Below are 21,959 nucleotides of genomic sequence, written 5' to 3'. Positions count from 1 at the left end.
CTTTCTTTAATCCAGATCCGGTTCTTCATACAGGTCAAAGTCTTCACTGTCATCTGCGGTGTCATTGACATCCACAATTTCATCGCCCTCCACGGTTTGTTCTCTATACCCGTAATCTCCAAAGGACTCATCGGCGCCGACATAATTTCTCTGGCTGTCCATAAAATTACGATATTCTTCATCATCGGTATAATCCACTGTCTCGCCGATTTCAACTTCTGTCTGGTCATCGCGGAGAACACGTACATCCAAAGCCAGAGACTGAAGTTCTTTAAGAAGTACCTTAAAGGATTCCGGAATACCCGGTTCAGTGATATTTTCACCTTTGATAATGGCTTCATAAGTTTTCACACGGCCGGTCACATCATCGGACTTGAAGGTCAGAATTTCCTGCAGAGTATAGGATGCGCCGTACGCTTCCAGCGCCCAAACTTCCATTTCACCAAAACGCTGACCGCCGAACTGAGCTTTACCGCCCAGAGGCTGCTGTGTAACAAGAGAATAAGGACCTGTGGAACGTGCATGGATCTTATCATCAACCAGATGATGAAGTTTCAGATAATGCATGTAACCAACGGTAACCGGGCTGTCGAATTCTTCACCGGTACGTCCATCACGAAGCCGGACTTTACCTGTACGATCGATCGGAACGCCCTTCCACTCTTCACGGTAATCCATATGCTCTTCCAGATAATTGTATGTTTCTTCAGAAATACGGTCTTTCCAGTTTTCTGTAAATTCTTCCCAGGATTTATTGACATAATCATTGGCCATTTCCAATGTCTGCATAATATCCTCTTCATCCGCACCGTTAAATACAGGTGTTTCAATCTTAAAGCCGAGAGCTTTGGCTGCAAGGCCCAAATGAACCTCAAGAACCTGTCCGATATTCATACGGGAAGGTACGCCCAACGGGTTCAGCACGATATCCAGAGGGCGGCCGTTTGGCAGGAACGGCATATCTTCAACCGGTAAGATACGGGAAACAACACCCTTGTTTCCATGACGTCCGGCCATCTTGTCACCAACGGAAATCTTACGTTTCTGAGCAATATATACTCGAACGGATTCATTCACTCCCGGAGGAAGTTCATCGCCGTTTTCTCTTGTAAATACCTTGGCATCAATAATAATACCATAATCGCCGTGAGGCACTTTCAGGGATGTATCGCGGACTTCTCTGGCTTTTTCACCGAAAATCGCACGCAGCAAACGTTCTTCTGCTGTCAGTTCCGTTTCACCCTTTGGCGTCACTTTTCCGACAAGGATATCTCCGGCACGAACTTCAGCGCCGACACGGATAATACCTCTTTCATCCAGGTTTTTCAGAGCGTCATCGCCGACACCCGGAACATCTCTTGTGATCTCCTCCGGTCCAAGCTTTGTATCTCTGGCCTCCGCTTCATACTCGGCAATATGAATGGAGGTGTAAACGTCTTCCTGAACAAGCCGCTCACTCAAAAGAACGGCATCCTCGAAGTTATAGCCTTCCCATGTCATAAAACCGATCAGCGGATTCTTGCCAAGTCCAAGCTCTCCCTGATAAGTGGATGGGCCGTCAGCCAGAACATCGCCGGCTTCTACCCGTTCATTTTTGAATACGATCGGGCGCTGATTATAGCATGCTCCCTGGTTGCTTCCCACAAATTTCTGTAATTTATAAACATCGCGCTGACCTTCATCGGTCTTAACGATAATTTCACTTGCTGCGGAGCGTTCAACTACACCGCTGTGTTTAGCGATAACACAGACACCGGAATCGACGGCCGCTTTCTGTTCCATACCTGTTCCGACAATCGAAGAATCTGTCAGCATCAGAGGCACAGCCTGACGCTGCATGTTGGAACCCATCAGCGCACGGTTCGCATCATCGTTCTGCAGGAACGGAATCATCGATGTTGCCACGGAGAATACCATTCGAGGAGAAACGTCCATCAAATCTACCTTGGCTTTGTCAAACTGGGAAGTTTCTTCGCGATAACGGCCGGAAACCGAGTTGTTCACAAAGTATCCGTTCTCATCAATCGGTTCATTCGCCTGTGCAACTGTGTAGTTATCTTCTTCATCGGCTGTCAGATAAACAACTTCATCTGTTACCCGCGGATTTTTCGGATCGGATTTATCCAGCTTACGATATGGCGCTTCAATAAATCCATACTGGTTAATCCGTGCATAGGACGCCAGAGAGTTGATCAAACCGATATTCGGACCTTCAGGTGTCTCAATCGGACACATTCTTCCATAATGGGAATAGTGAACGTCTCGAACCTCGAAACCTGCTCTGTCCCGGGACAGACCGCCCGGTCCCAACGCGGAAAGACGACGTTTATGTGTCAGCTCGGACAGCGGGTTATTCTGATCCATAAACTGGGACAACTGAGAACTTCCGAAGAATTCCTTGACCGCTGCTGTCACCGGTTTAATATTGATCAGAGACTGAGGAGAAATCCCCTCCAGATCCTGGGTCGTCATCCGCTCGCGAACCACACGTTCCATACGGGAAAGACCGATACGGTACTGATTCTGCAAAAGTTCGCCGACGGCACGGATACGGCGATTACCCAAATGGTCAATATCATCATCATTTCCGATGCCGTATTCCAGGTGAATATTATAGTTAATGGAAGCAAAAATATCTTCCTTTGTAATATGCATCGGAATCAATTCACTTAAGTTTCTGCGAATTGCATCCTTGATGGCATCAATATCTTCATTCTCTTCGAGAATAGCGCTCAAAACCGGGTAGTATACCTTTTCCGTCACGCCGACTTCCGCCGGGTCCACATCAACCCAGCTTGTCAGATCAACCATCATATTGGACAGAACCTTTACGACTTTTTCCTCAGTCTGAACAAAAACATATGGAACCGCCGCATTCTGTATATCATTCGCCAGCTGCTCTGTCACAACCGTCCCCGCCTCAGCGATGATCTCACCTGTTGTCATATCCACAACAGATTCAGCCAGAGGCCAGTTCTTAATACGATACTTAAATGCCAGTTTCTTATTGAATTTATAACGTCCAACCTTCGCCAGATCATAACGCCTTGGATCGAAGAACATGGCATTGATCAGACTTTCTGCGCTTTCAACCGCCAGAGGTTCACCCGGACGGATTTTCTTATATAATTCCAGCAGACCATCCTGATAATTATCGGAGGTGTCCTTGGAAATGCTTGCAAGGATTTTCGGTTCCTCACCGAACATGTCAATAATCTCCTGATTGGTTCCAACGCCGAGGGAACGGATCAGAACAGTCACAGGCACCTTACGTGTACGGTCAACACGGACACTGAATACATCATTGGAATCCGTTTCATATTCCAGCCATGCGCCCCGATTCGGAATGACTGTACAGGAGTAAAGCTTCTTACCGATCTTATCATGGCCGATACCATAGTAAATGCCCGGAGAACGCACCAACTGGCTGACGATAACTCGTTCCGCGCCATTGATCACGAATGTTCCTGTTTCCGTCATCAACGGCAGATCGCCCATAAAAATTTCATGCTCGTTAATTTCATCTGTTTCTTTATTAATGAGACGTACCCTCACCTTTAACGGCGCCGCATAGGTCGCATCCCGCTCCTTACATTCATCGATGCTGTATTTCACATCATCTTTGCATAATGTAAAGTCCGTAAATTCAAGACTTAAATGGCCGCTGTAATCTGCAATCGGAGAAATATCTTCAAATACTTCTTTTAAACCGGCATCCAGAAACCACTGATAAGAGTTTTTCTGTACTTCAATGAGATTCGGCATATCCAGGACTTCACGCTGCTTTGCGTAACTCATACGAATGCCTTTACCGGATTTCACCGGTTTAACACGCTTCATATTATCCATTGACGGTTTTTCACTCCTTAATATTAAAACCTGTTAAAAAGTTACTTCAATCTTATCAAAACCCAAACCAAAAGGCCTAGGCCTCCATACTAATTGCATCATAATATTATAAGGCAATCCCCCTCCCCTGTCAATAAAAAAAGAGAGAAATCTTCTCAAAAAAAGAGAGTATCCTTTCGAATACTCTCTTCCTCTTCCCATTATGTGAGCCTTAATTAATCCATGATATAAGGCATAAGTGCGATATGTCTTGCTCTCTTGATAGCAACTGTAAGAGCTCTCTGATGTTTTGCACAGTTACCTGTGATTCTTCTAGGAAGAATCTTACCTCTCTCAGAGATGTATCTCTTTAATTTGTTTACATCCTTGTAATCAATTACAGCGTTTTTATCTGCACAATATACGCAAACTTTTTTTCTTCTGCGTCCGCCGCGTCTCTTCATTGGAGAGTCGCTTCTTTTTTCTCTATCGAATGCCATGATCTTAACCTCCTAATCCAAATCCTAATTCCTGGAACCTAACAATTTAACTGAACGGCAGTTCCTCATCCAAACCGTCCGGGATGTTCATAAAGCCATCGCCTACAGGGGCGCTTGGCGCCGGTGCTGCCGGAGCTGCCTGCCGACTGCCATAAGCTGCTGCCGACTGTTCGCTGGCCGCTTTGCTCTCGGCAAATTCCTGGTCCTCCACAACAACTTCTGTCGTATAGACCTTCACACCATCACGGTTTGTATAACTGCCTGTCTGAATCCTTCCGGACACAACAATACGAATACCCTGTCTGAAATATTTCTCCGCAAATTCTGCACTGCGGCCAAAAGTCACGCAGTTAATAAAATCTGCATCAGCCTCTCCAGCTCTCTTAAATGTCCGATTGACAGCCAATGTATATCTGGCCACAGCCACCGGACGTTCTCCCTGAGAGTAACGCACCTCAGGATCTCTTGTTAATCTTCCCATCAAAATAACTTTATTCATTTAGACTTACACCTCTTTCTGTAAATGAAAATTAAGCGTCCTGTCTAATGCATAAATACCGAATTACATTTTCCATGATGCGAACACGCTGTTCAACTTCATTTGGACAATTAGAATCAGATTCGAAAGTAATGAAATAGTAGAAGCCCTCTTTCATCTTCTGAATTTCGTAAGCTAACTTTCTCTTACCCCATTCATCCACGTTTGTCACATTGCCGCCGAAACGAGTAATGATGTCTTTCACCTTTTCTACGGTTGCGGCTCTTTCCTCATCTTCGATTTTAGTTGTGACAACAACGCATAATTCATACTTTTTCATGCTGCTGCACCTCCTTCTGGTCTTCTGGCCCTCTGTCATACGCAGAGAGCAAGGAAATAATAAAAAACATATCACAATTAATTATGATAACATAAAAAAAGGCCTGTTACAAGCCTCTTTTTAAATTTCTGATATTTTTTTCCACCAGCTTCCGGGGGATCATCACCGGATGTCCACAACCGGTACATTTCAGCCGAAAGTCTGCGCCGATCCGCAGAACCTCCCACTCGAAACTGCCGCAGGGATGCTTTTTCTTCAATTTTATAATATCCCCTACCTGTATATCCATCCTGTCCTCCAAAAAACCACAGATATAAAAAAAGCGAGCTACTGAGGGGATTCGAACCCCTGACCTACGCATTACGAGTGCGTCGCTCTACCGACTGAGCCACAGTAGCCTGCTTTTCCATTATACCAAATTAATTGATTTTGTCCAGCCCCAAAATATTAATATTTATTATGAACGACCTCCATCGCGCAAAGAAAATCTTTAATATCCAACATTTTGCCGTCATCCAAAACCGCTTTCCCGGTAAATCGTCCAAAAACCTGATGCTGATCCGTCATGATCAATTTCACATCGGTCTTCGCACTTCTGTCAAATATTGGGACAAAATCTCCCTCCAGCCGTCCATCCGAGGATAAGATCTGCCACTCCTCCGTATATAGCATATGACCGTCCATATCCATCGGTATACACATGGTCACCTCCGACAGTTTATGAATCTTCCCATTGTAGAAAAGCACATTTTCACTGGCCGATGTGCGGTCGCTAAAGCCATAACCGATATTGAAGCCAAAAGGAACGCCATCGATCCAGCCGCTTCCCGTTCCCCAATACCAGGTATTATCATAGGTCCATACGCCCCGGCCCCAGTCAAGCACGCCCATGGCGTTCTCCGGCTTAAACCGCCATTGTTCTTCCCCCAGCCGAACGCATCCGCTGGCCGGCATACAGTTGATTTTCTGATTATAGTAAAAGGCCTGGGGTTTATCCGCCCAAGGTGTCGCAATACACATGCTCTCCGACGGTTTTTGAAGCAGCCATATCTCTGTATTCAAATCCCTGCCATCTTTAAAATTCTTAAAATGGCACTGGATCTTCCTCCTGTCAAAAATCATCGAATATTTTAAATGGACCCGATTATTTTTAAAATTCGCATTGCCATAGTCGGAATGACTGCCAAGATGCAGCCTGCCCATCGTCAGCGGCACGAGAATTGTTTCCGTGTGGTGCCAGCCCTCATCAAAATTCATCACTGAAGCGCTGATCATCCCCAAATAGCCCAGATCAGAAATAGTAAAGGCCGCTCCAAAATGATCATTTGTCACCAGATAATAATCCCATTCTTTAATACGGAACTTTGGCGCTTTAATTTTCTTCCGCTCATACTGCCACACAAGACTCCGCGCCCATCCCGGCTCATTCACGCAGCCTTTACTGTCCAATAACGGTTGTATCTGCGTCACCTCATGCTGTTTCATAAAACCACCCCTTTCATTTTCCGATAAGTATCACAAAATATATCCGCCATCACCGCATATCCCTCTTTTGTCGGATGAACACCATCCCGGAAGGCCCGGCTTATCCCCTTTTTTTCTATATATTCGGGAAATTTTTTCTGAAAATCCACATAAGGGATCTGCTTTTTTTCACAATAATCCAGCAGCCATTCCCTGTAACTTCGAAAAATCTCCATTGTCTCTTCAATGCTGAAAAAGCTGTACCAACATTTTTTCAGCATCGCCCCATCCACCTGGAGAGGTATGCCAATGATTGGCGGAATATTCGCCGCAAGGGCCTTTCGGATGATCATATCCATACTTTCTCTCGTATGGGCCTGCGGAATTCCCATCAGAATATCATTGGCCCCCGCCATGACAAACACTTCCTTCGGATGATTCCAAACCACATCCTCCATAAAGCGGACATTCATTCCATCCGCCGTATCTCCATTTTCCCCCTTATTTAAAATATGTATTCCAAGCTCCCGGGATGCCAGACAGGGCCAGGCATAACGCTCGCTTACGCCATAGCCATACACAATACTGTCCCCCAGGCATACCAAATCTGTTCTTTCCATTCCAATTTGACCCCCGTCTTCCCCTTGACTTAATTTCAGTATAACATTTAAAAAGGACATTGTGAATAATCGACTTCCCAATGTCCCTCTAAACTTAATAATACATAATTACCGGTGTACCCACCTCTGTATTCCAAAACAAAGATTCCACCGCATCATACGGCGTGTTAATGCAGCCGTGAGAACCGCTGTTTAAATATTCTGTTCCGCCATAGCAGGAACGCCATAACGAATCATGAATCCCAACGCCACCGACAATTTTCATCCAGAAATTAACCGGCTGTCTGTAATCATCACCGGTAAGCACAATATTTTCCAGGCGATTACAAATATAATAAACCCCGGATGGCGTTCCATGTCCCGTATTCATTGTTCCCGATGTGATCGGAGTCGAAAGAAATAATTCACCATCTTTATAATACCACATATACTGCCCGGACAGATCAATTTCAATATAAGTAAATCCGATATCATCCGGAGAATTCGGATCCAGATAATCATATGGAGTCATATAATACACTGGTTCCCTGCTCGCCACCCGTTTGTTTTCGATATCATCCATCAATAAACTAATTTCACTGTCAACGTCCGTTCCCCACCCATAAGTTCCCGGCTCCAAAGTGATCCAGTAACCTCTGGAAGAATAGAAATCCCTGTAAGAATCTATCGTATCATATTTGCTGGCAAGTTCACACAAATAATTATAGGCTGCATCCTCAGAAATATAATACTCACCGTCTCCATTCTGACGCACCCACTGCCGTATCCGCTCTTTACCGATTTTTTCCTCATTGCCATGGAAATTATAGGTCACCTCAGCCTGACATAATTCGTCCACTTTTTTTAATTTATCCTGAATCTCCGGCGACTCCATCGTAATCTCCGGTTCTTCATAACAGCCGGCCTCTTCCAATGAAATCTCTGTCTCACCGTTTTCCATAGCTTTTGCAATTTCTGATCTCACCACATCCTTTTTCAGCGTATTGCCTTTTTGCTCTTCCACCAGGTTAAATCCATTATCATCCACCGTCAATGATGCGTTGACCGGCGCTGTCATCTCCTGGGTCATACACTGAAGCTCATCAATCTCTTTATTTAATTTTTCTTTATCCCATTCGTAAACGGCCTCTATCTCATAATCTGTCTGAGAAAAGAATTTTACCGGCCAATACCAGCCCATTTCCTCAGCTTTCAACTTGTCTGCTTCATCAAAATTGTAATCAAAATCAAAATCTTTTCCGGCAAGAGTCTCTGTTGTTCCGTCAATCGTCACAACCTTCATCTCATAACTCTGCATTGACTGTTCTAAAGCTGTTTTAACATCCTCCGGCGATTCATAAGAAACCTCAATGCCATTAATCACCGTATTCGGATAAAACACCTTGCTAAAATAAACGGACACGCCGACATAACAAGCCGCCAAAAGGCCGACGACACATCCTGATATTATCAAAATTTTTTTCTTCTTGCTCATTTTCTTTATCTTTCTATATCAAACCCAAATCCTGTCAGATTTAATATTCCCTTTTCTGAATAAAATTAAAACAATGCTGCATACTAATTTGTGTAAACCCATTCAGAGGTTTATATCATAAATCATGACACATTTGAAAGGAGCTTACAACATGAGTAAAAATGCCTGTATCCAGTGTTCTATCAAAGAATGCAAACATCATTGCGGAACGGAAGATTACTGTACTTTAAATCAGATTAAAGTCGGCACTCACGAAAGTCATCCAACCAAAATCGAATGCACTGACTGTGAATCCTTCGTGTTCAGAGCATAATCTTTAAAAGCAGAAGGAAGTGGGCAGACAATAGCTGTCCACTTTTTTCTTTTTATGCAAATTCCACAAAATAGGCCGCCTCAAACTTCTCATTCGGCCGCAGCCGCTGAATCCAATCCTTTTCATCCAGCTCTCCCGAAAAACCTTCCCTGTCGCACCGTCCATACCATGGTTCAATGCAGACAAAAGGCGCCTGCTTTCCCGGCGGCGACCATATGCCAAACAAAGGGGCCGCAAAAGTTACCGTGACATAGGGATGCCTGTTCGGACGCACCAGATAAACCCGGGTCGTCTGACCCTCAAATATCATCGTATCTTTTCTGAATGTTTCCCGATTAAACCGATAAAGTCCCTGCTCCAGCGGGAGCTCATATTCCTTGGTTTCATAAAGACCTCTTCGGCTCAAGGAATGATATTTGGGATTTCCCCGTTTTTCCATATCAAAGCCTATGTAATAATCTGTTTGAGGGTGATTCTTATCCAACGGACACCGAAAAGCCGGATGGCCTCCGATTGAAAAAAGCATCGTCTCCGAATCCCGATTAGTCACCACCCATCGAACTTCCAGAATCTTTCCACGCAAACGATACCGAACAGCCAGATGGAAGTCAAAGGGATACATCTTTTTCGTCTCCTCATTTGAATCCAGTGCAAACCAAATCTGATCCTCGGTCTCCACGCTTTTGCTAAACAGCATATTTCGGGCAAATCCATGGCGGGGCATCCGATATTCCTTACCCTTATAGCGATATACCTGTCCGTTTAACTCCCCGACTATCGGGAACAATAAAGGTGAACGGCGATTCCAGTAATCCGGGTCCCCATTCCATATATACTCTGTTTTATTTTTTACATTCTTAACAGACATAAGTTCTGCGCCCTGATTACTTATGTAAACAACCAGATCATCATTTCTTAAAATATAAAAGCGGGACACCTGTTTTCTTTTAAAAAGCCCCATATCGCTGCACCCCCGACATATATATGTCAACTTCATATTAATTTTATCACAATATGCATGAGATAACAATGTCGTTTTACGGCAATTTCACTCCAAAATATTTTTTGTTTTTTTAATAACTTTGAGTTATTGTTTTAATAAATTATATGTATTTTACAACATAGCTGCGTTTGCCTATAATATAAATAAAGGTTATATTATTAACGGGAAAACACCACCGATGGATGGTATGCAGCCGCGTATCATCTGTCGGAATACCGGCTTCCTTAGTTGCCATTTTGGAGATATATACCTAAGCCCTCAATACAAAAAGAAGCATCACTCAGTCTCGTCCTTGCAACAGTGATACTTCTTTTTTTCTCTATTTTACTTACAAAAAAAGCTTCCGACAAAATCCATATGCCGGAAGCTTTTTACCTATTCGTCTTTTATTGTTCTGGATTCTTCGGATTTCCAGTTTCCGCTCCACTCCTCGCCGGTATCCGCATAATAAATATAATGAAATTCCTTATGTTCTTTCAAATACTCCTTCGTGAAATTAATAAACTGATTCATCGCATGAGTCCTCGGACGGTTTTTTAAGCAGAAGAATCCAATGTCCCAGTTAAAACCCTCCTTAATCTTAACCGCCTTAATATTCGGCAATTGGCTCTTTTCCACCAACGGCCGCGGCAATATGGAAACTCCAAGATTAAAATCAACCATTTTCAGTGGGAAATCCCACTGGCTGCTTTTGGCCGTCACATTCGGCGTGAACCCGGCCTGCATACACAGCTGCATAATGTCATCATAGAGAAGATACTGTTCATTCATCAAAACGAAATTTTCATCTTTAATATCACGGATGCTGATGGCATCCACCGCTGCATAGGTCTTATTTTTATTTACCACGGCAACGCCTTCATCGTGTGTCAGCGGTATCACCTGTACATCCCGGGCAATCGGCACATTCTCCGAAAGCATCCCGACTCCCAGATCCAGACGTTCTTCTCTCAGCGCCGTGTTGATATCCTTTGTTCCCTCGCCGGAGACAGAAATATGAATCCCCGGATATTCTTTCTGGAACTCACAAATCAACTCGAAATAACATAAAAATCCAAGAATGTTCGGAAGGCCTATTTTAATTTCTCCCTGATTTGACAGTCGGACATCCTCGATCATTTTATAAATGTCCTGGAACTGCTGAATCAGAAATACAGATTTCTGAAGCAGAGCCTGTCCCGTATCCGTCAGCTCAAAGCTTTTATTTGTCCGCTCGATCAGCACCGTATTCAGTTCGCTTTCCAAAATACGAATACTTTTGCTCAAGGCAGGCTGAGAAAGATGCAGATGTTCCGAAGCCTTACGGAAATTTTTCGTCTTGGCCAGCTCCACAAAATATTCTAATTGTCGTATATCCACGACTTCACCCCTTTGTATATAACACAACCCTTCGTCCGTCCCCTCCTATACGGACTTATAATTCCTTTGAAACCAATTCAAGCGCTGCCTCAATCACCTTATCCATATCATAATACTGATAATTGCCGAGACGGCCGCCAAATATAACCCTATCCTCCTTTTCTGCTAATTTTTTATACTCCCCAAACAACGCATTATTTGCATCGTTGTTTACCGGATAATACGGCTCCATGCCTACCTTCCACTCGGAAGAATACTCTCTGGAAATCACCGTTTTTTCCTGTTTGCCAAACTCAAAATGTTTGTGTTCGATAATCCGTGTATAAGGCACTTCCCTTGCCGTATAATTTACAACCGCATTTCCCTGATAATTATCACAGTCAAGAACCTCTGTCTCAAAACGAACCGAGCGGTATTCCAGCGCGCCCAGTTTATAACCGAAAAACTCATCAATCATGCCTGTAAACAATGTCTTCTCCGCAATGTCCGGATTTTCTCTGATAAACTCAAAGTAATCTGTATTTGTCCGAACCTCAACGCCTTCCAGCATCTTTTCGATGATTTTCGTGTAACCGCCCATCGGAATTCCCTGAAAACGGTCATTAAAATAGTTATTATCATACGTAAAGCGAAGAGGCAGCCGCTTAATGATAAAGGCCGGAAGTTCTGTGCAGTCGCGTCCCCACTGTTTTTCCGTATAACCCTTTACCAGCTTCTCATACACATCACGGCCTGCCAGAGACAATGCCTGTTCCTCCAGATTCTTCGGCTCCTCAATATGAAGTTCCTCAATCTGTTTCGCAATAATATCCTTCGCCTCCTGCGGCGTGCGAATATTCCACATCTTGCTGAAGGTATTCATATTAAACGGCAGATTATATAATTCGTCTTTATACACAGCCACCGGCGAATTAATATAATTATTAAATTCAGCAAATTGGTTAATATATTCCCATGTTGCTTTGTTGGATGTATGGAAAATATGCGCGCCATATTTGTGAACGTTGATTCCCTCAATCTCTTCGCAATAAACATTGCCGCCGATGTGAGGCCGTTTATCGATCACGAAACATGTTTTCCCCCGCTTTTTTGCCTCATAAGCAAATACTGAACCGAATAACCCCGCTCCTACCACTAAATAATCGTATTTCACACCCGTACCTCCATCTTATCTTTTTCGATTTCAATTAAGCAAATATTTTACAAAAAGCTTCAATGCCCTTCAGTTTCAGCCGCCCATATTTCATGTGATAGTCATCCATAATTTCTTTAACATCATGGATCAACCGACGGCTGTTGGCAGGCCGGTCCACAATCAGATCCGATCCGATAAAGCGGATAAACCACGCCGTATATTCTTTGCCCCATTTCCTGAGGAAACCTTTTTTGTACCAAAAATCGGTAATTATCCGCATATTCCGAACATGCTGACTCAATTTTCGTTCATTTACCTCGCTGTACTTGTTCATCAATGACCCCTGTCTGAAGCACTGATAATAATGAAGTTTATCACTGATAAACTGAATTCCCTTTGCCAGCGGTGCCGCCTGAAAAATGAAAACTAAATCCTCACCAAACAGCACTTCTTCCGAAAATCTTAAATGATTTTTCATAAGAAATTCTCTGGAAAAGGCCCTGTCCCACGCAAAAGGATTGCCGGCCGGTTCCTTAAACAATGCATCCGGATGAAATTTCGGATAATAAACATCCCGACAAGCCAGGTTCCAGGCAATCCAGGCATCCGGCTCCGGAATCTCAGGAAAAGGCGTTGAACCAAAAACAATAATATCTGCACCATAATTCAGATATTCTTCATATATTCTCTCACAAGCATTCAACGCCAGATAATCATCCGAATCCAAAAACAAAATTAATTCACCCGTTGCCACTTCAAGCCCGGCATTTCTCGCTGAGGATAAACCGCCATTCTCTTTTTCAACCAGTTGGATTCTTTTGTCCAACACCATATATTTCCGAATAATAGCCACTGAATCATCCTTGGTGCCATCATTCACCCCAATAATCTCTATATCAAACAGTGTCTGATTTACCACGCTTTCCAGGCATCGATTCAAATAGTCTTCCACATTATATATTGGTATAATTACCGAGATTTTTGGTCTTTTAACCATTCTAATCCCCCCGCAATCTTCTTACATCCAAGCTTAAATGTATATCTGATTCCGTCATCCTTTATACTTTGAATCCCACCGAGACATTTTCTTGGTAAAAATGTAATTAATCTTCCGATTTTATAGGAATAGGAATTCTGTATCGTACGAACGGCTTTTGATGTATAGCCCGGCTGATTCAAAGCTTTCCGGGTATAATATACTGCCGGGTCATCTACTAACAGCTTCACATCTTTCCATTTGTAATCCTCAAAATATTTCGGATTCATCGCACCCTTCTCAAAATCATCCCTAAATTCCATGGACGCCCGCTCAATAAAAATATATCTGTACTTTGGCGCCAGCCTTTCATAATTCCACATATAACTGTCATATTTAATACGCTTGCAGACAAATTCCAACCTTCCTCTATTCACCGGATTAGTATCCAAAAAGCGCTGCATTTCCGCATATTCATCACAAACGCAAAATACTTTTCCTGATGAATTTACAGATGAGTTTTCATTGTCCTGGCGATAATGAAGAAAAGCATCGCGAATCAGCTGTACCCGCTTAGCCAAAGCCATCACCTTAAAATTAAAACTGGCATCCTGATAAGAAGCTCCCGGGGTTTCATTGAATCGGATATTGTTTTCACGAATAAATTCTCTTCGATAAATGGAGGACCAGATGGTCGGCTTCAAATTGAAGAATTCCACCATCTCCATCGGGGCTTTAAAATCCGTCGCCGGACAGAAGGTCACGCCCTCTCTGGCCTTAGAAACAATTTCAACTTTTTCATTGCGTTCCTTAGGAATCGAATAGTAAAAATAGTAACTGGATTTTACCACATCCAGATTATTTTTGTGGGCAATCTCGTATAACTTTTCAAACATATCCGGCTCTGCATAGTCATCGGATTCAACAATGCCGACGTATTCTCCCTCAGCCATATCAAATCCCCGGTTCATGGAATTGCCATAGCCGCTGTTCGGTTTCGTGATCACTTTCACCCGGCTGTCTTTTTCAATATATTCCTGAATAATTGCCGGTGATGAATCTGTGGAACCATCATCTACACATATAATTTCAATATCCTTCAATGTCTGATTAACAACGCTGTCCAAACATTGACGCAAATATTTTTCAACATTATAAATCGGCACAACCACCGATACCTTTGGTCTTCCCATTGTTTTTCCTCCTATCTGTTCACCTGCATATATTCATCGCAGACCTCATTGACTAAACCACTCCTGCGCACTCGCCCCTTTTCAAGCCAAATTGCGTGGTCACACAGCTCCCGAACCGAATGAATATCATGGGAAACATAGAGCAGCGTCGTTCCGCCCTCCAGCATTTCCCGCATACGTCCATAACATTTCTGCTGAAACTGATAATCCCCAACGGATAAAATTTCATCAACCACCAGGATATCCGGCCGGACCATCGTCGCAATGGCAAATCCCAAACGAGCCTGCATACCGGAAGAAAAATTTTTAATCGGCACGTCCAAAAACTGATGCAGTTCCGCAAAATCAACAATTTCGTCAAAATGCTCCTGCATAAATTTCCGGGAATGTCCGAGAACCGTACCATTTAAAAATATATTTTCCCGGGCTGTCATATTATAATCAAAGCCGGCGCCAAGTTCAATCAGCGGCGCTATGCTCCCGTTAATCCGTATACTTCCCTTATAAGGTTTTAATATACCACAGGTGGACTTCAGCAGCGTGGATTTCCCCGAACCGTTGACGCCGATCAGCCCCCAGGATTCCCCGCGTTTTACTTTCAGATTAATATCCTGAAGAGCCAGAAATTCCTGAAACATCAGCTGCCGACGGACAAGCTTGATAAAATATTCTTTTAAATCACTGATTTTTTCCGATGCCAGATTAAATCGGATTGTCAAATTTTCTATATCAACTATATAATCTTCTTCCATCTTCTGCGCTCCTATAAATATAAGATAAATTTATCCTGAGTCTTTTTAAATACAAATAGGCCTAAAGCCAACATGATAAAGGCCCAAATCCAGCCGCCCACAAATACACGCATCGTCGGAAAACATCCGTAAAGAACCAAATCCCTGAAGTGTTCCACATAATACCATGCCGGATTCACCCACACAACGATTGTCTGAAGCCACTGCGGAAGTAGATCAAGCGGATAAAACAGCGGCGTAATATACTGCCATGCCACCAGAAATGCTCCATAAATATACTGGATATCTCTGAAAAATACATTAGCAGCGGAGAGAAAAAATCCCATACCGCAGGCAAAAATGTATACCTGAATGACCAAAATCGGCGTCGCCAGCAGATATGGCGTAAACGCGGAGCGCGTCACAATCATAACGAGTACCAGTGCTCCCAGAGAAAATACAAAATCCACCATCGTACTTGTTATTTTAGATAATGTAAAAATATATTTCGGAACATAAATCTTTTTAATCAAAGCCCCATTATCCAATACCGAATACATAGCCATGGTTGTTGAATTCCGAATAAAATCAAATACAGCCTGTCCGGATAACAAATATACGGGGAAATTTTCAATTCCTGCCCGGAACATATGAGAAAATACCGCCACCATGACAAGCATGATCAGCAATGGATTTAAAATACTCCACAGATAACCGAGAAAGCTCCGCCGGTATTTTAATTTCAGATCCCGGACAACCAGTTCCCGCAATAAATCTTTATAGCGAAAAAGTGTTCCAAAACGTTCTATCATCAGATTCATATAGGAATCTCCTTACACGTATTTTAATAAGAATTTCTGCGATGTTTAAATGCCAGCACGGCGGCCGGAAAAGTTAAAAATCCCGTATACCGCAGGAACCACACCGCTTTATTTTTCACGCTGTAATAGGCGCCGGAATTCCGCCTTTTCATAAAGGCATCTAACGCCATCGCTTCTTTTCGTTTACCGCTGCCCAACGGAAAACTGATATAGATCTTCATCTGGCTTCCGATCATCCAGCCGATAATCTCATTGATATACTGCCGCTGCGCATCACTCAAGCGGCCATCCATATGTTCCGCATAACGTTCCAGCCTGAGCAGTACATGAAGATGATTTTTCAGGTTGGCCTGCATCTTTTTAATCGACATGCTTTGATTCGGCAGTCCCAAACGATACCGATATACCGAAGGTTCAAGGAAGATCAGGGTATCTACATAAGGAATCGGAAATGTAATATACTCCATATCCACATAAAACATGTGCTCATCAATTTTTACCCGCATATTTCGAAGGATATCGGTTTTTATAGTCATGGCATGCATCGGCACGGTCACCTTTCCAACTACATCCTCCAAACGATAAATTCTTCCGTATTCCACCTTCTCAAATGGATACTCCTGAAGCTTCGCCGGCTCTCGGCTCGCATCATCAACCTTCGTATAATTACTTCCAACGACATCCACATCCAGCCGCTTCAACATTTTAATCAAACGTCGAAAATTTTCCGTATCCACCCAGTCATCACCGTCAACTACTTTAAAATACTTTCCGGACGCCTCTTTAATCCCCCGGTTAATCGTGGAACCATGGCCGCCGTTCTCTTTGGTAATGAGGCGAAAGGTCTGCGGATACTCCATTTCATAGCGTTCGCCAATTTCCACTGTTCTGTCTGAGGAGCCGTCATTAACAATAAGCACCTCCAAATCATCCATAATATCCGGATGAATAAAGGAACTCAGCGTTTCTTCCAGATAGGCTTCCACATTATAACTTGGCACAACAACTGTTAATATTTTTTCACTCATAATGGGTTCTCTTTCCTGAATTTTCTATCTTTCATATCATTTTATTCTATAGCTTTTATACCGGTTTGTCAACGGATTGTCCCCGCCTGCAGGCCTTCTGCGCCGCTTCCGGATAATGTCTGAATCGCAATATGCCGACGATAAAACCGCAGCCATAAGAAACATGCAGTAAAAAATGAATCAGCATCAACCGGAGCCGGAGCATCAGGCTATCCGGATTATCTTCCACCTCCAATTTAAAGGAAGCACCCGCATCCAACGCTGTATAAAGCCCAAGCACACCGGCATAATATTTCCGAATACCCTTATTAAAACAGCTGAGCAAGCCGCCAAACATTAGAAATAAAACAAACATCATAGGAACGAGATGGGATAACCTTGCCGGCCTGCGATGTTTCTTTATAACCGCCACCTTCCAAAGGCCATACCCAAAATACTGTTTGATCAATCCCATATAGGTATCTCTGGGATAATAAATGCTGCGAATCTCACTGGTTATAAAAATTTTTCCGCCAATCTCACTAATTCTGAAATTAAAATCATCATCCTCATTTAAAATGAGTTTCTCATCAAACAAGCCCACTTTTTCCGCTGTACTTTTCCTGAAAGCCCCCAGAAAAACTGTATCACTATAGCCCTCATAGCCTTTGATATGCTGTTTTCCCCCTCCCAGTGCAAAAGGAGAATGATAGGCAAGAGCCACCGCCTTCTGAAATGGTATCTTTCCCCTGGCTACCATTGGCCCTCCGACATTTTCGACACCGGTTTTTAAAAGATATTCAACGCACTTTGAAATATAATTTTCAGCAAATTCCGAGTGGGCATCCATACGCACAATATACTCTCCCTTAGCCGCTTTAATACCAATATTTAAGCCGCAGGAAATCGTACCTTTTAGGTTCAACAGCATATGAATATGCTCGTACCTCTCCTCATATTCCCGAATAATCTCCTCCGTGTCATCCTCCGACGGTCCCACGGCCAACAGCACCTCATGTCTGTCCCTCGGATAATCCTGACACAATACAGAATCCAAACAGGCCCGTATATATTTATGCTCATTCCGCACCGGAATTACCACTGAAACAAAGGGTAAATTCGCACCTTCCATATCTGTACCTCCGCTCTTCCGACAATCCATCTCCAAAAAATGGATATATTTTCATTCATTATACTTGTATTATTTCATCAAGTCAAACCGAATTATGCAGGCATCTTGATTTAAAGGCCTCAATAAATAAATTAAGGGCCATCTGCCTTATATCTGCCAGATAGCCCTCTTATCTTCCGTATTTCATTGTTCTATTTCTCCATTAGTATTTTTTCCAATTCTGCAATCCGCTGCATTAACCCGGCCATCTCACTTTTTGACTGTTTTAATTCAGCATTCAACTTTAACATTTGCTGCTCCTGCTTTGCAATCTTCTGATTCTTCTCTTCCATCTTGCGGTCCTGCTCTTCTATCCTCTGGTCCTGCTCTCCTATCCTCTGGTCTTGCTCTTCTATCTTCTGGTCTTGCTCTTCTATCTTCTGATCCTGCTCCTTTAGTATCTCTCTCTTCTCTTGTAACTCCTCCTCCATTTCATCAATCATAAGCTTTACAGTATTCCGGTCCATTTCAAGCAATTCTTTTGAAAACACCTGCATCACTTCCTCCACATTCCGGCACAGTTCATAAACATCCTCATACAGCGGCCTGAATTCCGGATACTGCTCAATCAACTTTAATATCATATCCGGTTCATCTCTGCTGAAAAATGTCAGCCATGCCTCAAGTTTATTATGTATCTTTTCTCCTTCATTGTGCTGTTTTTTCTTGAAGATGTCAAGAGATAAATACACAAATTTCTGAGGTATATCAAGCTTAACCCCTGTATTGACTTTATGTTCTACCCGGTGGTAATAGAGCCCCGGCTTTTCCTGAAATTCCTTTGGACTTTTCTCGAAAAGCACAATCGTATATACTGTCTGAATATCCCGGTAACTGAATTTTTTCTTTTTTTCATTTCTTAACCGCTTATACTGCCGGAGAAGCAAGTCTGCCGAATAGCAGGCACTTCTCTGTCCCGGGAACAGATAGCCTAATTTCTGCACCTCGATATTGGCAATACCACCGTCTTCAAATTCAACGACAATATCCATGATCAACAGCGAACTTTCATCTGTGAGTCGTGAGGAGTCATTCGGCAGTACCTTCATCACCCGAATCTGTTTTTCAAGAACAAGGGATAAAAAATCACTCAATCTTTCAGGGGCATATTCCGGATTCATAACTTCCTTAAAAAATCCATCATAAAGCATTTTTGCCCCATGAACGCCGGTGCAGATATCCAGAAATTCCTCCTGTTCCCGTAACTCCCATTCATTAAAAGTCTTTCGAAGATGTTTGTCCTCACGAATGCATTTCTCAACTTCCTCCCGTGTCCGAATCACAGGAAAATAGTCCTTTAAATTATGTGCCATAGGCATTTCCTCCTTTTTCTTTTTGATTTGTTTTGGATAACTGATTTGAATAAACCATCAGGATTTGATAAAAGATACCTTATCGCGCGGAGCTTGACGTAGTGCGCCCATGCGCCGCATCTGACATACGGGATGCCCGGAAGGACATAAGATTCTTGCTGCAAAAATATAATATCATATCTCAGGGAATGACCGCAACCATCATCCATCGACAGTTTTCGCAGCTAAATTATCTTGACAATATTTTTCGGGGGGGGGTATTCTTTTACTATAAAAAACAGGTTGGCCGAAGGCCACGACCAGGATTGTAAAAATGGAGGTATTGATAATGAGGAAAACTTGGATATGTTTTTTAGCACTTACGCTGGTATTTTCAATGTCCGCCTGCAGCCCGGCAGGCGCTGGCAGCAAGGCAGAAGAAACTTCCGCAGCAACGGAAAGTGAAGAGAACACAACAGTGGCTGAAACTTCTGTGGCAGAAACCACAGCTGCCACGATACAGGAAACACAGATTCCGCAGGAAGAATTGGATCGGATTCCCCTGCCTATGATCAATCAGTATGCTATCTATGTAGAACAGGCAGAAAATGCAGATGAATTAACAGCTTTATCCAAAAAGGCAATTTGGTATGCGATGAATGGAAGTGTCGATCCTTTTTATGAGGAAATCTTTAAAAGGGAAGAAACTGAAAGCATCTCTATGGTTCTAAACAATATGACTCTTCTTAGTGTCTATGGGGAATCTCTGGCGGCCGTTCCGGAGGGAAGCTGGGATAAAATCTGCCAAATTGCTGCAAAAGCGGCATCTGAAAACACGGCACACACAGAAGCAATTTTTCTAAATTATGTGGGAAGTATAATTTTAGGCAAAGCTGGAAACGGGGAGGAAATCACCGATCTGGATTCCTTTAAGGATATTTACGGAACCTACTATGACTGGGCATATTCAGAATATATCATGAAAGTTCGGGATGGGATTACTGAAACAGACCCGGACATGGAAGCCATTGATGCTGCCCTGGAAGAACTGTATGCGATTGTGAAATAATAAAGCCTATTGATAAATCGAACAAAACAAAAAGCACCGGATGCCTTAAACCTTAGACTTTCCGGTGCTTTTCCATCGTCGAAGCGACGTGATTCGAACACGCGACCTCTGCGTCCCGAACGCAGCGCTCTACCAAACTGAGCCACGCTTCGATGTGCCCTATTATTCTATCGCGTTTTTGAAAAAAAATCAATATATTTTTTGAAAAACAGCAAAAAATTTTTTTAATTTAACAATTTGTTCACATCCTACCCACATATTTTTCACAAGATATGGATATACTATAGTCATCAAAAGAAATTTTGATAGATTTTTTCATAACTCCATCTATAAAAGATGGACCCTCCCCCTTTTAATGATAAGAATACGAACGATTGTTTAAGAGCGACTCTCCGCAAGGAAGTCGCTCTTGGCATTTCATACCCATTCGGGCATCCCGTATGTCAGATGCTTCGCATGGGCGCGCTTCGCGCGATAAGGTATACATTATGTATCCAGTGGGATTTCATCCCACTCTTCGATATCTGACATCACCCACTCAAGCCCTTTTCTTCTCTCCACCACCACATCCGGATTAAGGGGGCCGATATTGGTATCCGGCCGCACGCGCTTTTCAACGCATGCCCAATGATACCGATAATATAAATCCAGAATATCCAATATCTCTTCAACATCTCGGATTTTGCATTGGCTTTTAAAATCCTCATAGTCTTTGCAATCGCCAACAATGGTAATGGCCTTCCGACAATCGCAAATAGTATCCGGCATTTTTATATCATCGATTACTCCCAATATCCAGATCAACGCCCAATAAGCTTCATAAGTCCAGGCAACATCAATGACGTCCTGGGAACTGTACTTATCTTCAAATAATCTTTTTTCTTTTTCCAACAGGAACTTCTCAACATGATATTTTTTCAACAGATTCAAAAATAATTCTCTGGATTCGCCGTAATCATTTTGCTCTTCAATATCACAGGCAAGCTGGATAGACAGCAGACAGGCAATGGCCCTCCGGCAGACAGCATCTATACTTTTTAATTTCACTGAAGCACTAGATTCTATCACCGGCAAACTCTCTAAACAGGCAATCCCGTTTTTTTTGATGTACTCGTTATTCTTTTTTCTCCGTTCTTCCGGTGTTACTGTTTTATTTCCTCTTATTTTATCAAAGATCCCCATAGC

General features: G+C 42.9%; 21 protein-coding genes and 2 tRNA genes. 2 read left to right on the top strand and 21 right to left on the bottom strand.

All coding sequences use genetic code 11. The annotated features are described in order from the left end of the window. Positions 1-6: 6 nt before the first annotated feature. The 9 genes from ACMN7X_RS05820 to ACMN7X_RS05780 form a co-directional block, all read right to left on the bottom strand. Positions 7-3,849 carry a DNA-directed RNA polymerase subunit beta gene (locus ACMN7X_RS05820; RefSeq protein ID WP_418746539.1) on the bottom strand — a complete coding sequence of 1,281 codons (3,843 nt, stop codon included), beginning with the start codon at positions 3,847-3,849 and terminating at the stop codon, positions 7-9. 215 nt (positions 3,850-4,064) lie between these two features. Then, positions 4,065-4,328 (bottom strand): 30S ribosomal protein S18, encoded by a 264-nt coding sequence (gene rpsR, locus ACMN7X_RS05815; protein ID WP_178040413.1) that lies wholly within the window; start codon positions 4,326-4,328, stop codon positions 4,065-4,067. A 46-nt stretch (positions 4,329-4,374) separates the two neighbouring features. Beyond that, a complete protein-coding gene (locus ACMN7X_RS05810) occupies positions 4,375-4,827 on the bottom strand; it encodes a single-stranded DNA-binding protein (RefSeq protein ID WP_418746538.1) in 453 nt (150 codons plus the stop codon). 31 nt (positions 4,828-4,858) lie between these two features. Beyond that, a complete protein-coding gene (gene rpsF, locus ACMN7X_RS05805; protein ID WP_132092017.1) occupies positions 4,859-5,146 on the bottom strand; it encodes a 30S ribosomal protein S6 in 288 nt (95 codons plus the stop codon). 106 nt (positions 5,147-5,252) lie between these two features. Next, entirely contained in the window at positions 5,253-5,435 is a 183-nt protein-coding gene (locus ACMN7X_RS05800) for a DUF951 domain-containing protein (protein ID WP_418746537.1), read from the bottom strand. Between the two features lie 36 nt (positions 5,436-5,471). After that, positions 5,472-5,544: transfer RNA gene (locus ACMN7X_RS05795), tRNA-Thr, on the bottom strand. A 49-nt stretch (positions 5,545-5,593) separates the two neighbouring features. Beyond that, the gene (locus tag ACMN7X_RS05790) at positions 5,594-6,631 is read right to left on the bottom strand and encodes a DUF2804 domain-containing protein (protein ID WP_418746536.1); all 1,038 of its coding nucleotides are present in this window, start codon (positions 6,629-6,631) and stop codon (positions 5,594-5,596) included. Beyond that, entirely contained in the window at positions 6,628-7,230 is a 603-nt protein-coding gene (locus ACMN7X_RS05785) for a GDSL-type esterase/lipase family protein (protein WP_418746535.1), read from the bottom strand. Before ACMN7X_RS05785 ends, ACMN7X_RS05790 begins: the two co-directional genes overlap by 4 nt. A gap of 94 nt (positions 7,231-7,324) precedes the next feature. Then, positions 7,325-8,683, bottom strand: a complete 1,359-nt coding sequence (locus ACMN7X_RS05780) for a peptidoglycan binding domain-containing protein (protein WP_418746534.1) — start codon at positions 8,681-8,683, stop codon at positions 7,325-7,327. A 172-nt stretch (positions 8,684-8,855) separates the two neighbouring features. Here ACMN7X_RS05780 and ACMN7X_RS05775 point away from each other — a divergent pair, with 172 nt between their 5' ends. Beyond that, the gene (locus ACMN7X_RS05775) at positions 8,856-9,017 is read left to right on the top strand and encodes a DUF1540 domain-containing protein (RefSeq protein WP_178040843.1); all 162 of its coding nucleotides are present in this window, start codon (positions 8,856-8,858) and stop codon (positions 9,015-9,017) included. A gap of 52 nt (positions 9,018-9,069) precedes the next feature. Here ACMN7X_RS05775 and ACMN7X_RS05770 read toward each other — a convergent pair whose 3' ends face one another. From ACMN7X_RS05770 to ACMN7X_RS05725, 10 genes are all read right to left on the bottom strand, one after another. After that, positions 9,070-9,978, bottom strand: a complete 909-nt coding sequence (locus tag ACMN7X_RS05770; protein WP_418746533.1) for an aldose 1-epimerase family protein — start codon at positions 9,976-9,978, stop codon at positions 9,070-9,072. A 417-nt stretch (positions 9,979-10,395) separates the two neighbouring features. Beyond that, a complete protein-coding gene (locus ACMN7X_RS05765; RefSeq protein WP_418746532.1) occupies positions 10,396-11,379 on the bottom strand; it encodes a LysR family transcriptional regulator in 984 nt (327 codons plus the stop codon). A gap of 55 nt (positions 11,380-11,434) precedes the next feature. Further along, positions 11,435-12,532 carry a UDP-galactopyranose mutase gene (gene glf / locus ACMN7X_RS05760; protein WP_418746531.1) on the bottom strand — a complete coding sequence of 366 codons (1,098 nt, stop codon included), beginning with the start codon at positions 12,530-12,532 and terminating at the stop codon, positions 11,435-11,437. A 34-nt stretch (positions 12,533-12,566) separates the two neighbouring features. After that, on the bottom strand, positions 12,567-13,511 hold the full coding sequence (locus tag ACMN7X_RS05755; protein WP_418746530.1) for a glycosyltransferase family 2 protein: 945 nt from the start codon (positions 13,509-13,511) through the stop codon (positions 12,567-12,569). Then, positions 13,484-14,683 (bottom strand): glycosyltransferase, encoded by a 1,200-nt coding sequence (locus tag ACMN7X_RS05750; RefSeq protein WP_418746529.1) that lies wholly within the window; start codon positions 14,681-14,683, stop codon positions 13,484-13,486. Before ACMN7X_RS05750 ends, ACMN7X_RS05755 begins: the two co-directional genes overlap by 28 nt. A gap of 11 nt (positions 14,684-14,694) precedes the next feature. After that, positions 14,695-15,435: an ABC transporter ATP-binding protein gene (locus ACMN7X_RS05745; RefSeq protein WP_418746528.1), complete on the bottom strand. Its 741-nt coding sequence runs from the start codon at positions 15,433-15,435 to the stop codon at positions 14,695-14,697. Between the two features lie 11 nt (positions 15,436-15,446). Then, positions 15,447-16,235 (bottom strand): ABC transporter permease, encoded by a 789-nt coding sequence (locus ACMN7X_RS05740; RefSeq protein ID WP_418746527.1) that lies wholly within the window; start codon positions 16,233-16,235, stop codon positions 15,447-15,449. A 23-nt stretch (positions 16,236-16,258) separates the two neighbouring features. Beyond that, positions 16,259-17,263, bottom strand: coding sequence for a glycosyltransferase family 2 protein (locus ACMN7X_RS05735; RefSeq protein WP_418746526.1), 1,005 nt, complete (start codon positions 17,261-17,263; stop codon positions 16,259-16,261). Positions 17,264-17,318: 55 nt separating this feature from the next. Then, positions 17,319-18,374 (bottom strand): glycosyltransferase family 2 protein, encoded by a 1,056-nt coding sequence (locus ACMN7X_RS05730; protein WP_418746525.1) that lies wholly within the window; start codon positions 18,372-18,374, stop codon positions 17,319-17,321. Positions 18,375-18,565: 191 nt separating this feature from the next. Further along, positions 18,566-19,726, bottom strand: a complete 1,161-nt coding sequence (locus ACMN7X_RS05725; RefSeq protein ID WP_418746524.1) for a PD-(D/E)XK nuclease family transposase — start codon at positions 19,724-19,726, stop codon at positions 18,566-18,568. A gap of 328 nt (positions 19,727-20,054) precedes the next feature. Here ACMN7X_RS05725 and ACMN7X_RS05720 point away from each other — a divergent pair, with 328 nt between their 5' ends. Beyond that, on the top strand, positions 20,055-20,774 hold the full coding sequence (locus ACMN7X_RS05720) for a hypothetical protein (protein ID WP_418746523.1): 720 nt from the start codon (positions 20,055-20,057) through the stop codon (positions 20,772-20,774). A 78-nt stretch (positions 20,775-20,852) separates the two neighbouring features. Here the strand turns inward: ACMN7X_RS05720 and ACMN7X_RS05715 are convergent. Together ACMN7X_RS05715 and ACMN7X_RS05710 are read right to left on the bottom strand one after the other, a co-directional pair. Beyond that, positions 20,853-20,926, bottom strand: a tRNA-Pro gene (locus ACMN7X_RS05715). Between the two features lie 334 nt (positions 20,927-21,260). Then, a complete protein-coding gene (locus ACMN7X_RS05710) occupies positions 21,261-21,956 on the bottom strand; it encodes a DUF4272 domain-containing protein (RefSeq protein ID WP_418746522.1) in 696 nt (231 codons plus the stop codon). Between the last annotated feature and the right edge of the window lie 3 nt (positions 21,957-21,959).

This window comes from Frisingicoccus sp., from assembly GCF_048388605.1.
Classification (GTDB): domain Bacteria; phylum Bacillota; class Clostridia; order Lachnospirales; family Lachnospiraceae; genus Frisingicoccus.
The sequence above is the reverse complement of the archived record's forward strand: the minus strand, read 5'-3'. Positions and strand labels throughout refer to the sequence as shown.

Bases quoted from the DNA above. Each gene is read 5' to 3' on its own strand.
- ACMN7X_RS05820 (WP_418746539.1), bottom strand. From the start codon at position 3,849: ATGGATAATATGAAGCGTGTTAAACCGGTGAAATCCGGTAAAGGCATT.
- rpsR (WP_178040413.1), bottom strand. From the start codon at position 4,328: ATGGCATTCGATAGAGAAAAAAGAAGCGACTCTCCAATGAAGAGACGC.
- ACMN7X_RS05810 (WP_418746538.1), bottom strand. From the start codon at position 4,827: ATGAATAAAGTTATTTTGATGGGAAGATTAACAAGAGATCCTGAGGTG.
- rpsF (WP_132092017.1), bottom strand. From the start codon at position 5,146: ATGAAAAAGTATGAATTATGCGTTGTTGTCACAACTAAAATCGAAGAT.
- ACMN7X_RS05800 (WP_418746537.1), bottom strand. From the start codon at position 5,435: ATGGATATACAGGTAGGGGATATTATAAAATTGAAGAAAAAGCATCCC.
- ACMN7X_RS05790 (WP_418746536.1), bottom strand. From the start codon at position 6,631: ATGAAACAGCATGAGGTGACGCAGATACAACCGTTATTGGACAGTAAA.
- ACMN7X_RS05785 (WP_418746535.1), bottom strand. From the start codon at position 7,230: ATGGAAAGAACAGATTTGGTATGCCTGGGGGACAGTATTGTGTATGGC.
- ACMN7X_RS05775 (WP_178040843.1), top strand. From the start codon at position 8,856: ATGAGTAAAAATGCCTGTATCCAGTGTTCTATCAAAGAATGCAAACAT.
- ACMN7X_RS05770 (WP_418746533.1), bottom strand. From the start codon at position 9,978: ATGGGGCTTTTTAAAAGAAAACAGGTGTCCCGCTTTTATATTTTAAGA.
- ACMN7X_RS05755 (WP_418746530.1), bottom strand. From the start codon at position 13,511: ATGGTTAAAAGACCAAAAATCTCGGTAATTATACCAATATATAATGTG.
- ACMN7X_RS05750 (WP_418746529.1), bottom strand. From the start codon at position 14,683: ATGGGAAGACCAAAGGTATCGGTGGTTGTGCCGATTTATAATGTTGAA.
- ACMN7X_RS05745 (WP_418746528.1), bottom strand. From the start codon at position 15,435: ATGGAAGAAGATTATATAGTTGATATAGAAAATTTGACAATCCGATTT.
- ACMN7X_RS05740 (WP_418746527.1), bottom strand. From the start codon at position 16,235: ATGAATCTGATGATAGAACGTTTTGGAACACTTTTTCGCTATAAAGAT.
- ACMN7X_RS05735 (WP_418746526.1), bottom strand. From the start codon at position 17,263: ATGAGTGAAAAAATATTAACAGTTGTTGTGCCAAGTTATAATGTGGAA.
- ACMN7X_RS05730 (WP_418746525.1), bottom strand. From the start codon at position 18,374: ATGGAAGGTGCGAATTTACCCTTTGTTTCAGTGGTAATTCCGGTGCGG.
- ACMN7X_RS05725 (WP_418746524.1), bottom strand. From the start codon at position 19,726: ATGGCACATAATTTAAAGGACTATTTTCCTGTGATTCGGACACGGGAG.
- ACMN7X_RS05720 (WP_418746523.1), top strand. From the start codon at position 20,055: ATGAGGAAAACTTGGATATGTTTTTTAGCACTTACGCTGGTATTTTCA.
- ACMN7X_RS05710 (WP_418746522.1), bottom strand. From the start codon at position 21,956: ATGGGGATCTTTGATAAAATAAGAGGAAATAAAACAGTAACACCGGAA.